The following is a 13,546-nucleotide window of genomic DNA, read 5'->3' as shown; positions in this document are numbered from 1 at the left end:
GGAGGGCATTGCTATGGCTGTCAGCAGGCAACTGGTAAGCATCAATGATCAATGGGTAGAAGAAGGTCTGGCAGGACAGATTCTCGATCGGAATCATCGATCTTTTGGAGGCGTGGTTGATCGTGAAAATGGGATCGCTTGGCCTAACCATCATGCAGGAACACCTGTCTGGATGTCGGTATGGGGAGCCGCATTAGTAAATCCTGATTCGGCTTATTACCATCATGAAGAGGTGCTCGAACGGCTAGAATATGCAGCCCAGTATATGCTTTCTTTTCAACATGAAGATGGGTCCATCTCTCCGGGGTGGACTAATTTTCATTCACCTCCAGATACAGCGTTTGTCGTGGTCGGTTATTCGCAGTTGTATCTACTATTAGAACAAGATGATTGGAGTAAAAATGCTCCTGTCGCTAGTCGGATATTGTTATTTCTCAAGCAAACGATTCCGGTGATGTTAACAGGAGGTTGCCATACACCTAATCATCGCTGGGTCTTGTCGGCGGCACTTAGTTATCTATATCAATTATTCGGTGATTCTCGATTACTCACACGGGCAGAACAATGGTTGGCAGAAGGGATCGATGCGACTCCAGATGGAGAATGGACTGAGCGTAGTAACGGTATCTACAATGCAGTTAGTGATGTGATGTTAATCCATACCGCACGTATATTATCCAAGCCTGAATATCTACAACCTGTGCGTGCTAATCTGAATATGATGATCTATTTGATTCATCCTTCTGGCGAGATTGTCACCGATTATTCAGGTCGGCAAGATTTCGGGCAGACCTTTACATTAGACAATTATCTGCTTGCTTATTATCTGATGACTCCCATCGACCACAATGCTCAATTTGCAACGATGACAGAATTAGCTGAACAAGCATTATGTACGACCACTGTGCGTCCACCGAGTAGTGCTAACAATCCGCTAGTCGGCATGTTGTTGTATCCACATGAAGGGGAGACAGTCATCGCTACCGCTTTGCCCACCCATTATCGCCAAATGATTAATGGGTCATTTGATCGTCACTCGTATATCCAGCAGATTGCAGAAGTAGGCTATTCGCAGATTCAATACAGTCGACCTCATTTGGATTTTGGCGCGCCTGTCATGCGTATTCGTGAAGAAAAGACAAGCGTAACGCTGATGGCAGAAACGTCTTCATTCCTAGCGATTAGACATGGACACGTACGACTATTAGGTGTACAGATTGCTTCTTATTTTGGGCCGGGCTTTGTACCGATGCAGACGTTAACCGAAACGACTGATGGGTTCACCATGACAGCGACGTATGAAAAGGGTTACAATAGTTGTGTACCCGAGCATGAATTACCTGCTTCTGCACAAGCAACAGTGAGTCCATGGTATTTGCTTCCTCATCAACACCGTATTGCTACCCATACGCAGACTTATCAACTGGAAGTGCGTATGACCGAATTGGAAAATGGATATGATCTACATATCATCTCTAATGAGCCTGCCGATGTAATGACACAGCTATCATTTGTTTTTGACCAGCAAGCGATCATTACAGCAGTCGATGGACACTTAGAGCAGATACACCCTTTTTCCCAATTATGGTCAGTAGGAACAGTCGTTGTACAGCAAGGAAATGACCGAATAGAATTAACAGGTGGTTGTCTGGAACATACGGCTCTAAGTGTGCGAGAAGCGCATTATCCGCAAGATTGTCAGACGCTACTTGTGAATGTAATGACTCCTTTTGAACACAGAATAGGGATTCGTCTCTTATCCGGTACGGATGTATGATTTTAGCGATCTGCATCTACAACTATGTCGAATAAAGAGGTGATTGATTTGCGTAATCAAAAGTATACGTATACCGCTCCACCGAATGGGTTTCCTGAATGGAACCGCAATCCTGGCATTTTCCGTCTGAACCGTCTAGATGCTCATGCTTCTGTGATTCCGTATGATTCGGTAGAGCAGACATTAAATGGAGAGATCGCAGATTCACCATATTACCAATCCTTAAATGGAACATGGCAATTCGCATGGGCTGAAAATCCAGATCAGCGTATTGTTGATTTTTATACAAAAGAGTATGACACTAGTACATGGAAAACGATCCCTGTACCTGCGCACTGGCAAATGCATGGTTATGATGCTCCTCACTATACCAATGTGCGCTATCCATGGGATGGACATGAAGATATCCAACCACCGGAAGCACCAACCAAATTCAACCCTGTAGGCTCGTATGTACGCACGTTTTCTGTGCCTCAAGAGTGGCAGGATAAAGGTTCAGTCTATATTCATTTTGCAGGTGTAGAATCTGCTTTTTATATCTGGGTGAATGGCGATCTAGTTGGTTATAGCGAAGATTCGTTTACACCCGCAGAATTCGATCTGACTCCTTATCTACAAGCCGGCGAAAATAAATTAGCTGTCGAAGTCTATCGCTGGAGTGATGCGAGCTGGTTAGAAGATCAAGATTTCTGGCGCTTGAGCGGTATTTTTAGAGATGTCTATCTGTACGCATTACCGGATACCCATATTCAAGACTTTTTTGTACATACTGATCTGGATGCACAGATTCAGGACGCACAATTAACGGTCGATCTTACATTACATCATTCCGGCTCGGCACTAGCTCGTCCTGATCCGACAGACAGTCTACGATTTACCGATGTAGCCAAAGAATCCTATAGCGTACATGCCCAATTATACGATGCAGACCGCAATCCTCTTTGGGATCTTCCTTTAAGTAGCCCGGTTTCGTTTCCTTTTAATGCAACTGAAGGATTAGAAGGTGGGGATATTCATCGGACACAGATTCAGTTGTCTACCGAGGTGATCAATCCTTTGAAATGGAGTGCAGAAGCACCTCATCTGTATCATCTGGTACTTACGCTGAAAGATGCACAAGGTCATATTATTCAGCATACCGGCTGTCAGGTGGGCTTCCGTACCTTTGCGATTGAAGGCAATCTGATGAAGATCAATGGGAAAACAGTGGTATTCAAAGGGGTCAATCGCCATGAATTCAATGCAGTGACTGGACGCGCAATTACACGCGAAGATATGATCGCAGATATTCAACTGATGAAATCTTACAATATCAATGCAGTACGAACGTCTCATTATCCTAATCATCCACTCTGGTATGAACTATGTAATCAGTATGGATTGTATGTGATTGATGAAGTGAATCTAGAAAGTCATGGTGCATGGACTTATGGTCAAAAAGAATTGCTTAATACCGTTCCGGGTAGCAATCCAGATTGGACATATAATGTGCTAGACCGTACCAATTCGATGTTCCAACGGGACAAAAACCATCCTTCGATTGTGATCTGGTCGCTGGGTAATGAATCGTTCGGTGGCGATAATTTCTTGCATATGGCGGATTTTCTACGTAAAGCGGATCCATCACGGGTCGTGCATTATGAAGGCGTATTCCATTATCGCCCGTCTGAAGCGGCATCTGATATCGAAAGTCAGATGTATACCCATATTCGCGAGATCGAGAAATATGCTCAAAATCATCCAACGAAGCCATTTATCCTGTGTGAATACAGTCATGCGATGGGGAACTCTTGTGGTGGTTTAGCCGAATACTGGCAATTGTTCGACCGCTATGAAGTGTTGCAAGGTGGATTTATCTGGGATTGGATCGATCAAGCGATTCAGACGCAGACTGAAGATGGAACCACGTATTTAGCGTACGGGGGCGACTTTGGTGAAAGTCCGCATGATGGCAATTTCTGTGGGGATGGTCTGATCTTTGCCGATCGTACCGTGTCTGCGAAGCTGGATGAAGTGAAAAAATGTTATGAACAGGTGAAATTCAACTGGAGATTAGGTAGTGATCACCCTGTCGATGAGGGGCTTGAATCGAATGCAGTGATTACGACCAAGCATTTATCTGCGGGTGAATCGGTGATTGAAGTCGAGCTAACGAATCAGTATTTGTTTACTTCATTAGAAGAGTTTGATTTTAAATGGGTATTAACAGCAAATGGTCAACCTGCTGATCATGGTGTACTGAGCAATGTGATCTGTGCCCCAGGGCAGACCGTTACAGTCACATTACCAGAGTTGAAGCAGATTCCACGTGCACCTGGAGTCGAGTATATTTTGACACTTTCTATCGTGCTTCGCACAGATCAATTGTGGGCGCAAGCCGGTCATGAAGTTGCCTTTTCTCAATTTACATTGCCTGTCGTATTGTCGTTCGGTTCTCATCATGATGCCGAATTGCATGAACCTGAGCCGATTAGCGAATCGAGCCTTGTCGCTGTACAACATGCAGGCATGATTATGATCAATGGTGAAGGGTTCTCGATTATTTTTGATTCGACCAATGGCGAAATGTTGTCTTATCAGATCAACAAAGTACAATTGTTAGCTCAAGCACCTGCTCCTCATTTCTGGCGTGCTGTAACAGATAATGATCGCGGGAATCATCTGGATCAGCGTAGTGAAGTATGGCGTAGTGCTTCAGATGAGCGAGAATTGGTTCATTTTGAAGTCGATCTTGCACGAGCACAAGATATCATTATTATCAAAGTGGAGTATCTACTGCCGACAGCAGGATATTCGCAATGTTTTGTCGAGTATCATATTTTTGCAGATGGACGGGTCGAAGTGACACAACGATTGAATCCGGGCAAAGATTTACCTGAGATTCCAGAGATCGGTATGCTATTGATGATGGATGCTTCCTTTGACCAATTGTCTTGGTACGGATTAGGTCCGCATGAGACGTATTGGGATCGAAAGTCTAGTGGTAAAGTCGGTATCTACACAGGAACCGTAGCCGAGCAAATGGCTCCATATCTCAAACCACAGGAATGTGGAAATAAAGTAGATGTACGCTCTGCTACGATTACTAATAGCGATGGAGTGGGCTTACAGATTACAGGTCTACCTTTGATCGAATTGAATGTTCTTCCATACACACCGGCAGAACTGGAAGCTGCACCACATCATTACCAGTTACCTGTTAGCGGACATACAGTTGTGCGTATCAATGATAAGCAAACAGGTGTCGGCGGCGATGATAGCTGGGGTTCTGAACCGCATCCACAATATCGTCTCTATGCAAATCGTTCGTATACGTATAGTTATGTAATGCAAGGAATTGTGAAATAAAACAAAGCGAAGAACCGTAAGCGAGTGATGACTCGTTTGCGGTTCTTTATCTTTTGGATCATCAAGTGAAAAGGGAGTTAGTCCACTAACCGCTTGCTCAAATGCTTGCGAAGTGATTCGGCAATCGCAGGTTCTGCTAATAATTGGCGCAGAGCCGGGGTATCACCACGTTCATCATACAGAATCCGATTACATTCCGCGATCGTACTTCCACTTCCTTCACGGCGAAGCATTTCAAATGTATCGCCTGCTTGAACGACTCCATTTTCCAATACGCGAAAATAAAATCCAGAATATCCAGTCTCCCGTACACGCATAACCATTTCTTTACGTTCCAGATGAGCCGCTAATTTGAAGCAAGGCTGACGGGGCTGACTAACCTGTACGATAGCAGTTCCGATCCGGTACACATCTCCGATACATACGATATCTTCAGTCAATCCAGTGACGGTAAAGTTTTCGCCAAAAGCACCTGCTTCGAAAGGGCGCTTCATTTCGTCTGTCCACCAATTATAATGATCTTGTGAGTAGACGCAAGCGGCTTTGTCTGGTCCACCATGATTTTTGAGATCGCCTTGACCATCTCCCTCGATGCCTTGCGAACTAATGGGTAATGATTCGGTAGAAGGGCGTTTGATAAATCCGGTATAGACCGATTTGTTATTCCATTCCACATTTACAGGTAATGCTGTGTTTAACGAACATAATTTTGGTAACATAGACGTAGTAGAATTTACCATAAGATGAGTTCCTCCAGATATGGGTTTGATTACAGATCGTGTTATGGGTTCTATCATAATATAAGCGAATCAATTAAAACATCTCTTTCAACAAAACATCCTTTTCGTTAAGGTATCCCTCCGTATAGGGAAGAAAGGAAATCGCAGATGAAAATCAATCCAAAAACATTTCAAAAATGGCTCCCTCTGTTGCTCATCTGCTGGCTGATCACTCAGAGTATGACAGGTATTGCTTATGGTGCACAGCAAAAAGGATTTGTACTGGACGATGCAGGTCTATTCAGCAGTAGTGAGATCGACAAGCTCAACACTGAACTGAGCGGACAGGAATACCAGATGTATGTGAATACAGCAACAGGGATGGATGAAGCGCAGGGACTCGCGTATGCGAACCAGATTTATGATGGATCGAATTTGGGCAAAAATGATATTGTGCTTGTGATTACAACCAATCCGAATTACGTCCATCTGGTCTTTCAAAATGCAGTACTCGCTAACAAAATCGCCAATAGCAACGAGCGCACGGTACAAGGAGTAACCGATAACAAATTTGTTCCATCTGCACAAGATGGCGATATTGTAGGCGGTGTACTAGCTGTTAATCGATATATCAATCATGTTCCACTAACGACCGTCATTTCGCAAAAGTTAGCGCAGGTCGGTCTGAACTGGGGTTCAGCGATTGCCTTATTGATCGGTGGGATTGCGCTCATCTGGTTTGTGATCTGGTTGATGATTCGATTGAACAAAGTCAGCAAGCTCAAAGTTCGCCGTCAACAAGTGCAGCTACATCACGATCAGATCGCTACATCACTTAACAGCTTGATTGTGTCTGATTTGTTTAAAGAATTAGAAATGGGCTTTGTGACTGGACAGACCAAAGAAATGATTGAACAGTTACAGTCTCAATTAATGAAAGAACATGCTCGTATTGCCGATTCTCAGCAGAAAATAGATGCTATTCGCCTGTCGATCGGTGCTGTCAAAAAATCTGCTAGCGATCTGACCATCATTGAACAAGAACAGACGCAGTGGGCAACCGATATGGCAAATGTGCAAAAACATCATCAAGAAATGGATGAGTTATCACGCACGGTACGTGGGATGGTGGAAGCGTCCAAAGCTAATCTGGAGCAAGTGAAAAATACAGTGGCTACGCTTGAAAAGCAATACAACTATCCACTGACAGCGATGAAAGATCGAATCACTACGATTGAGCATATTTTGCAAGAAGCCGATCAATTGGATGAATTTGATTTTATGAAAGCCAAAGAACCAGCCGAACGTGCCAATCAATTGCTTGATGTGCTTGTAGAAGATATCCGTCTGTATGGGGAATGGGTACAACGCAGTCAACGGTATACAGCAGAGATCAATAATACAGAACAGGAGTTGCGTCCAGTCGTTGAGCGAGAACATCTCAAGTTAACAATAGACGATCCTTTCCGTATATTAGAACATGCACGCACAGAAGAGATTCGATTAGTTCAATTGTTGGCAGGTGGGAATATAGACTTGATTCGTCAAAGTATGGAAATGATCGAACAAGATATTGCGGCGGCTCGTCAGGTTGTCAGTGATCTCATTAACTTCCGTGATGAATCGAAGAAAACATTAACGATGGCGCAACAACAAATGGCTGATTTCCGCAATATGCCTGAAATGTATAATCAAGAAGTGAGCCGTCTACAAGCAGAATATGCAGGAGTACATCTCAGAGAACAAGGCGCACGTTATCAGGAAATTCAGAAGATGCAAGGTGAGGTTAATCTATTTACTCCACAAATCGTAGATGCTCTGCATGATGAAGTACAACAGTATCGTCAAGCATATACATGGAGTGAGCAAGTCAGAAATGCGTTGTCTCGTATGCAACAATTGCGAACAGAGATCATGAGTTACAAAGACCAATTAGATAACCAGAAGCAGAGCGAGAAGCAGCGCTTAGACAAGCTACGCGAAGATTATCGCCGTGCCAATGAACAGCAGGCAGCGATTAGCGTTAATCCTGACGATACACAGCAAGTGCAAGCACATAGCTATCAAGCACTTGAACAAGCAGAGCAGATTCTAAGCGGTACACTACTCAATATGGTTAACGTCAAAGAAGTTATGGATACAGCGGAAAGAGAGACAGTTGCTTTTGTTCAGCGTGTAGAAGAGTTGACCCAACAACGTCAGGAAGCGATCGAAGCGATCGAAGGATTATTGCAAGAACATCGCAATTTGTCTGCTCGTTACTTTACGACAGCGATCACGACTCATGTGCCTGTTTTGCATCGACTGGTCGAAGAATTGCAACAATTGGTGAATCAGGGATACTTTGTACAAGCACAGCAAAAAGCGCAAGAAGGTGCAGGAATACTGCAATTTATAGCACTGGAATATAAAGCGCTCTACGATCAGGAACAAGAACGCAAGCGTCGTCAGCGTTCATCGGGTGGCGGTTCAGGAGGTTCATCATCAGGTGGAGGCAGTCGCTCTTCGAGTAGTTCTAGTTGGAGTGGGGGAAGTAGCCGTTCATCCGGTTCTTCCAAATGGTGAAAATTCTGTTGATTCATTGTATATTTTCTGAAAGCCATATTTGCAAACATGTCATAAGGAAGACTATGATACATGTAGATATTGAACATGTAGGCAAACGTATAAATATAAGGAGGTAGAACAATGGATCAGCAGTCTTCAGATCAAGCGGGACAATCAGCATCATCCAAACCGCTACAAGTCGAAAGTAAATATGTTAGAGAAACACGTTGCTTCAAAACATCCCGTGTATTCCCGACCGATGTCAACAATCACAATACATTATTCGGTGGAAAATTGATGTCGTATATAGATGATATTGCTTCAATTACCGCTTCCAAATTATGTCGTGTCGATACCGTTACCGCTTCTACCGATTCAGTCGATTTTCTGTATCCGATCAACCCAACCGATTCAGTGACATTAGAATCGTTTGTGACATGGACAGGACGTAGTTCGATGGAGATTTTTGTGAAAGTGATACGCGAAGACCTCAAAACAGGTGAGAAACGAATTGCAGCGACTGCCTTTCTTACCTTTGTAGCGATCGGTGAAGATAATCATAAAGTGCAAGTGCCGACAGTCATTCCTGAAACGGAAGAAGAGAAGAAATTGCACGAAACCGCTCCTTCACGAGCAGCCATGCGCCGTCAACGGAGAGAAGAAAGTAAAGAATTTGCTGATTACCTCACCACTGAATATCCGTGGGAATAACAAAAAGCGAGTACACTCTAGATCAAATAGAGGATGCTCGCTTTTTCTTTATGATTATTGATAACAATAATAATACTTCTAAATTCTGCTTAAGGCTTGCTAGAATACTACTCTTTTTGCTCCGTTTTACGAGCTTTCCAACGCCACATCATTTCTCCAAATACATATCCACATAGCAGAAATAAAGGAACCGTATCTGTAATTTCTTCAACAATACTGTGAAAAGTCAGTACAAAACGATGATCTATATAATGCATGGCGATCATGCCGAGAGATGTTGTCCCACCGTAGCCTAATACACCTTCGCTCCATATAAATTGATACTTGCTCATCATGACCTCCACATTAGTAACGGTATTAGAATCAACGTATGATCATACCCATATCTATCCGAACATGACAACTATTTCTAAATAATAGCGTATTCATAAAAGAGTCGCAAGACTATTTCTTGCGACTTTCATTTTAGTTTTACAAAGGTAACAAGTCTTGTCTTTTGGCGATATGTTCACAATCTTTGCATACACCTACAAGACCTCCATTATCATTCGCATAAAAAGTCAGATGTTTGACATCTTTTTTGCAATAAGAGCACTTCTGAAGTCGAGTGTTGGAAAAGGATTGTACTTGTTTGGGTTGATGTAAGTTTCGTACAGTTGCTAATTTGGGAGGAGTAGATACAGATGAAGAGGTATCTTTAGCTTGGATATCAGCAGAAGCAGAGGTACGTTGCCCTTCTTGGTTCAGATGCTTGCGTTCACGAAAAGCAGATAAATCTACAATATTAGGATGCGATGGATCTTGTTCAGTGGGTTCAGGCTGTGTTGTTGGCTCGGGCGGTAGTATAGGATCTGCCTGATGTATAGTGACCTTTTTTAAAGGAAAAACAATCCAGAGCACAACAGCAATAGCAACCACGGCAACAACAATAATGCCGGCTAATATCATCCATTCTGGTTGCATAGGAATTCACCTTCTTTTACACATATTTGGTAATAAAAAACAACAATTTGCACAAGGATTACCTTTTAATTCCTGTCTATCCCTTTTTTGTTACATTTAGTTTTGCTATAATTCGTCTCATAGGTAGAACGGTTCCAGATTCTGGCATCTCCACCGTGATATCTTACATATTACATGATGGTCGTAGAAAGTATAACTGCCACACGAGAGGGATGAAGATTGTGAAAAAGAAATTTAGAAGTTGGATGTCATTATGTCTACTAGCTACATTATGTGTATCGCTACTGAGTGCATGTGGTTCAGATGCCAAAGATAATGAGGCGAAAGATGGGAAAGTCACTTTGAAATTCTGGACGATTGCTCTTCAACCCACGTTCAATGATTATTTTAATGGACTAATATCAGAATACCAAAAAAGTCATCCTGGCGTAACTGTAGAATGGAGCGATTATCCATATGATGCTATCTCTAATAAGTTATTAACCGGAATTGCGAGTGGTAACGTACCGGATGTGGTCAATTTGAATACTGAATTTGCGAATCAAATGGCTTCTAAAGGTGCACTTGCTGATCTGGGTCAATGGATGAGCGATGATGAGAAAAAATCTTATTTTGATGGCATTTTCAATTCCACTGTATTTGATAACAAAGCATATGCTTTGCCATGGTATACAGGAACAGAAGTGTTATTTATGAACACTCGTCTGGTGAAGCAAGCAGGGCTTGATCCTACCAATCCACCGAAAACGCGTGATGAGCTGAATGAATGGTCTCGTGAGATCAAAGCCAAAACAGGAGCAACAGGGTATGCAACTACATTTGCAGCTAGAATGTTCCCGGTTGAAGGAATTTCTATTTTGAATGACGACAAAACAGCAGCAGCTTTTAATACACCAGCTACGATTGCATTAATCCAGAAAATGCAGGGATTGATTCAAGAAGGCGTACTGGTGAAAGAAGACGCTAACTTTGATAAACAGATTCAATATTATTCTAGCGAACAGACTGCTTTTGAAATTGCAGGACCTACTTTTATTAATTTTATCAAAACATCTGCACCAGATGTATATAAAAATACAATTGCGGTTCCACTGCCTACAGGTAAAGCCGATGTGCGTTTGTCGAACACGATGAATGTCGTGGTACCACTCAAATCGGCTAATGCTGAACAAGCGGCTGAATTTGCGAAATTTTTGACCAATGCGACGAACCAGACAGCATTTGCTAAAGCAGCTAATACATTGCCAAGTACTAAAGAATCGATCAAAGATTCCTTTTTCACTGAAAATGATGGCACATTGGAATCCGAAGCCAAAGTAGTATCCGCAGAAAGCTTAGATAAAGCAGTAGATTATATGGTAGGTGTACCAAATGCAGGTGATGTGAACTCGGCGATTGCACGTCAATTGCAAGAAATTTTTATGAATGGTAAAGACCCTCAACAAGGATTGACAGAAGCCGAACAAGAAGTGAACCAAATTCTGTCGCAAAACTAAGGGGCACTCCAAGCAGATCAACAATCGAACCCAAGACGACCCTTTGAAGGCGGTGGACGAACATGAAGAAATGGATGAGAACAGAAACATTTGCTGCATGGGCATTTATGGCGCCCGGACTGCTGATTGTGGCTGTATTCGTGTTATGGCCAATTGTGTACGGACTTCCGTTGTCCTTGACCGATTATTCGGTTATTGGAGAAACGCACTATGTAGGTGTAGACAATTATGTAACAGCTTTTCAAGATAAAAGTTTCTTGGCTTCCCTATGGAACTCGATGGTCTATGTGTTGATTGTACCGATTATTCAGATTATTTCGATCTTAATGGCGATTCTGGTCAATAGCCGTATTCCATTGATCAAAGCATTTCGTGCCGCTTATTATATCCCTGTCGTCACCTCTATGGTGGCGGTAGCGTTGATGTGGAGCTGGTTGTTCAGTAGTAACGGTGTGATCAATTATGCGTTAATCCAGCTAGGTATTATTCAAGAACAAGTCGGCTGGTTGTCCAGCAGTAGCACCGCATTGTATGTAATTATGTTTATTACGATGTGGAAAGGGCTTGGCTATTATATGATGTTGTATCTAGCCGGGCTTCAATCGATTCCAACTGATCTCTACGAAGCATCCATGATTGATGGAGCAAGTCGCTGGCAGACCATTTACCGGATCACGATTCCTTTACTGCGCCCTCATATCTTATTCTGTACGTTGATCTCATTAATGGGTGCGATTCGTGTATTTGATGAAGTGTTTGTTCTAACCAATGGTAAAGGTGGACCGGGTACAGCGACACTTACATCCAGTCTGTATATTTATCAAAAAGGGTTGGTGCAATTTAACTTTGGTTATGCGTCAGCACTAGGTCTAATCGTTAGTGTGATTGTAGGCATTTTGAGTATACTGGTGTTCCGTCTGAACAAGAAAGGCGGTGTGCAAACGTACTGATGAATAATCCAACGATAACAACCAAAACCGATTACAAAACACCCGGTCCGCAAGCACGTAAATGGAAAAAAGGGATTCGGTATACGATTACTTACGTGTTGTTGATTGCCTTAGCTTTATTTATGACAGGGCCTTTTCTCTGGTTACTCAGTGTATCGCTTATGCCCGGACGCAATGTGTTTTCTAATCCACCTGCCGTTTTTCCGACATTTATTAATTTCGGCAACTATGCGCAAGTGTGGAACTTTATGAACTTTCCCAAATACATTATGAACACGGTCATCATTACGGTGATGGGTGTTGTATTTAATATTATTTTGTCCTGTATGACGGCTTATCCGTTAGCCGTATTCCGGTTTAAAGGTAGAGATATGGTCTTTACCCTGCTGATCGCAACGATGATTATCCCTTCATCAACAGCGATGATCGTGCATTATTTAACGATTCAATGGCTAAATTTAGGCAATACGTATCTGGGTGTGGTGCTACCTGCTGCTGTATCGGTATTTAATATCTTCCTGATGCGTCAGACCTTCTTGACGATTCCTACTGAAATTCGAGATTCCGGTAAAATGGACGGCGCATCCGAATTACGTATCTGGTGGCAATTAGTACTCCCACTCGTAAAGCCCGGTATTGCAGTCATTATGCTACTTGAAGTAATGGCATTCTGGAACAATTTCCTGTGGCCAATCGTTGTGCTAGATGATCCCGAAAAATATCCATTAGCATCAGCACTAACATATCTCAACGGACAATTTTCCTACAACTTCGGCTGGATCGCCGCCGGAACCATCATTTCCGTAATCCCTATCATCGTCGTCTTCCTGTTCACCCAACGCTACTACATGGAAGGCTTGGCAGGAGCCGTCAAAGGATAATAAAAGTAATACGCATTATAAATCGTTTTATATTTTACTGCTCCGCCAAATAGAAAAATGCGAGTTTACTCTGAGCGAAGGGAACGATATCTTTACCAGCGACGACAAGCAAGATATCCTTCCCAAAGCGGTGTAACTTCAAAGGAGTCTATTC

Annotated in this window: 10 protein-coding genes; 7 read left to right on the top strand and 3 right to left on the bottom strand. The window is 42.7% G+C overall.

All coding sequences use genetic code 11. From position 1 onward, the window contains the following. Nucleotides 1-13 precede the first annotated feature (13 nt). Nucleotides 14-1,777, top strand: a complete 1,764-nt coding sequence (locus tag PO903_RS04120; RefSeq protein WP_273592677.1) for a prenyltransferase/squalene oxidase repeat-containing protein — start codon at nt 14-16, stop codon at nt 1,775-1,777. A 24-nt stretch (nt 1,778-1,801) separates the two neighbouring features. Further along, nucleotides 1,802-5,125: a beta-galactosidase, LacZ type gene (lacZ, locus tag PO903_RS04115; protein WP_273592676.1), complete on the top strand. Its 3,324-nt coding sequence runs from the start codon at nt 1,802-1,804 to the stop codon at nt 5,123-5,125. Nucleotides 5,126-5,202: 77 nt separating this feature from the next. On the opposite strand, the gene PO903_RS04110 is transcribed toward lacZ, so the two are convergent. Then, nucleotides 5,203-5,865, bottom strand: a complete 663-nt coding sequence (locus tag PO903_RS04110) for an MOSC domain-containing protein (protein ID WP_273592675.1) — start codon at nt 5,863-5,865, stop codon at nt 5,203-5,205. 147 nt (nt 5,866-6,012) lie between these two features. On the opposite strand from PO903_RS04110, the gene PO903_RS04105 reads away from it, so the two are divergent. Further along, entirely contained in the window at nt 6,013-8,409 is a 2,397-nt protein-coding gene (locus PO903_RS04105; protein ID WP_273592674.1) for a TPM domain-containing protein, read from the top strand. 123 nt (nt 8,410-8,532) lie between these two features. Continuing rightward, the gene (locus tag PO903_RS04100) at nt 8,533-9,102 is read left to right on the top strand and encodes an acyl-CoA thioesterase (RefSeq protein WP_069328010.1); all 570 of its coding nucleotides are present in this window, start codon (nt 8,533-8,535) and stop codon (nt 9,100-9,102) included. Between the two features lie 107 nt (nt 9,103-9,209). Here PO903_RS04100 and PO903_RS04095 read toward each other — a convergent pair whose 3' ends face one another. Continuing rightward, on the bottom strand, nt 9,210-9,434 hold the full coding sequence (locus PO903_RS04095) for a hypothetical protein (RefSeq protein WP_273592673.1): 225 nt from the start codon (nt 9,432-9,434) through the stop codon (nt 9,210-9,212). A gap of 139 nt (nt 9,435-9,573) precedes the next feature. Beyond that, on the bottom strand, nt 9,574-10,065 hold the full coding sequence (locus PO903_RS04090) for a hypothetical protein (RefSeq protein ID WP_273592672.1): 492 nt from the start codon (nt 10,063-10,065) through the stop codon (nt 9,574-9,576). A 212-nt stretch (nt 10,066-10,277) separates the two neighbouring features. Between PO903_RS04090 and PO903_RS04085 the strand changes: the two genes are divergently transcribed. The 3 genes from PO903_RS04085 (at nt 10,278) to PO903_RS04075 (ending at nt 13,392) form a co-directional block, all read left to right on the top strand. Next, nucleotides 10,278-11,561, top strand: coding sequence for an ABC transporter substrate-binding protein (locus PO903_RS04085; protein ID WP_241669355.1), 1,284 nt, complete (start codon nt 10,278-10,280; stop codon nt 11,559-11,561). A gap of 62 nt (nt 11,562-11,623) precedes the next feature. Further along, nucleotides 11,624-12,511 (top strand): carbohydrate ABC transporter permease, encoded by an 888-nt coding sequence (locus PO903_RS04080; RefSeq protein ID WP_069328013.1) that lies wholly within the window; start codon nt 11,624-11,626, stop codon nt 12,509-12,511. Next, a complete protein-coding gene (locus PO903_RS04075; protein ID WP_273592671.1) occupies nt 12,511-13,392 on the top strand; it encodes a carbohydrate ABC transporter permease in 882 nt (293 codons plus the stop codon). The genes PO903_RS04080 and PO903_RS04075 overlap by 1 nt, the downstream gene beginning before the upstream one ends. The last annotated feature ends 154 nt before the right edge of the window (nt 13,393-13,546 follow it).

The sequence above is a fragment of the Paenibacillus sp. PK4536 genome, from assembly GCF_028594455.2.
Lineage (GTDB): Bacteria > Bacillota > Bacilli > Paenibacillales > Paenibacillaceae > Saccharibacillus > Saccharibacillus nuruki.
Note: the sequence above shows the minus strand (reverse complement) of the source record. Positions and strands in the feature narration are given on the sequence as shown.

What these genes read in the sequence shown, in the direction of transcription:
- PO903_RS04120 (WP_273592677.1), top strand. Translation starts at nt 14, where the DNA reads ATGGCTGTCAGCAGGCAACTGGTAAGCATCAATGATCAATGGGTAGAA.
- lacZ (WP_273592676.1), top strand. Translation starts at nt 1,802, where the DNA reads ATGTCGAATAAAGAGGTGATTGATTTGCGTAATCAAAAGTATACGTAT.
- PO903_RS04110 (WP_273592675.1), bottom strand. Translation starts at nt 5,865, where the DNA reads ATGGTAAATTCTACTACGTCTATGTTACCAAAATTATGTTCGTTAAAC.
- PO903_RS04105 (WP_273592674.1), top strand. Translation starts at nt 6,013, where the DNA reads ATGAAAATCAATCCAAAAACATTTCAAAAATGGCTCCCTCTGTTGCTC.
- PO903_RS04100 (WP_069328010.1), top strand. Translation starts at nt 8,533, where the DNA reads ATGGATCAGCAGTCTTCAGATCAAGCGGGACAATCAGCATCATCCAAA.
- PO903_RS04095 (WP_273592673.1), bottom strand. Translation starts at nt 9,434, where the DNA reads ATGAGCAAGTATCAATTTATATGGAGCGAAGGTGTATTAGGCTACGGT.
- PO903_RS04090 (WP_273592672.1), bottom strand. Translation starts at nt 10,065, where the DNA reads ATGCAACCAGAATGGATGATATTAGCCGGCATTATTGTTGTTGCCGTG.
- PO903_RS04085 (WP_241669355.1), top strand. Translation starts at nt 10,278, where the DNA reads ATGAAGATTGTGAAAAAGAAATTTAGAAGTTGGATGTCATTATGTCTA.
- PO903_RS04080 (WP_069328013.1), top strand. Translation starts at nt 11,624, where the DNA reads ATGAAGAAATGGATGAGAACAGAAACATTTGCTGCATGGGCATTTATG.
- PO903_RS04075 (WP_273592671.1), top strand. Translation starts at nt 12,511, where the DNA reads ATGAATAATCCAACGATAACAACCAAAACCGATTACAAAACACCCGGT.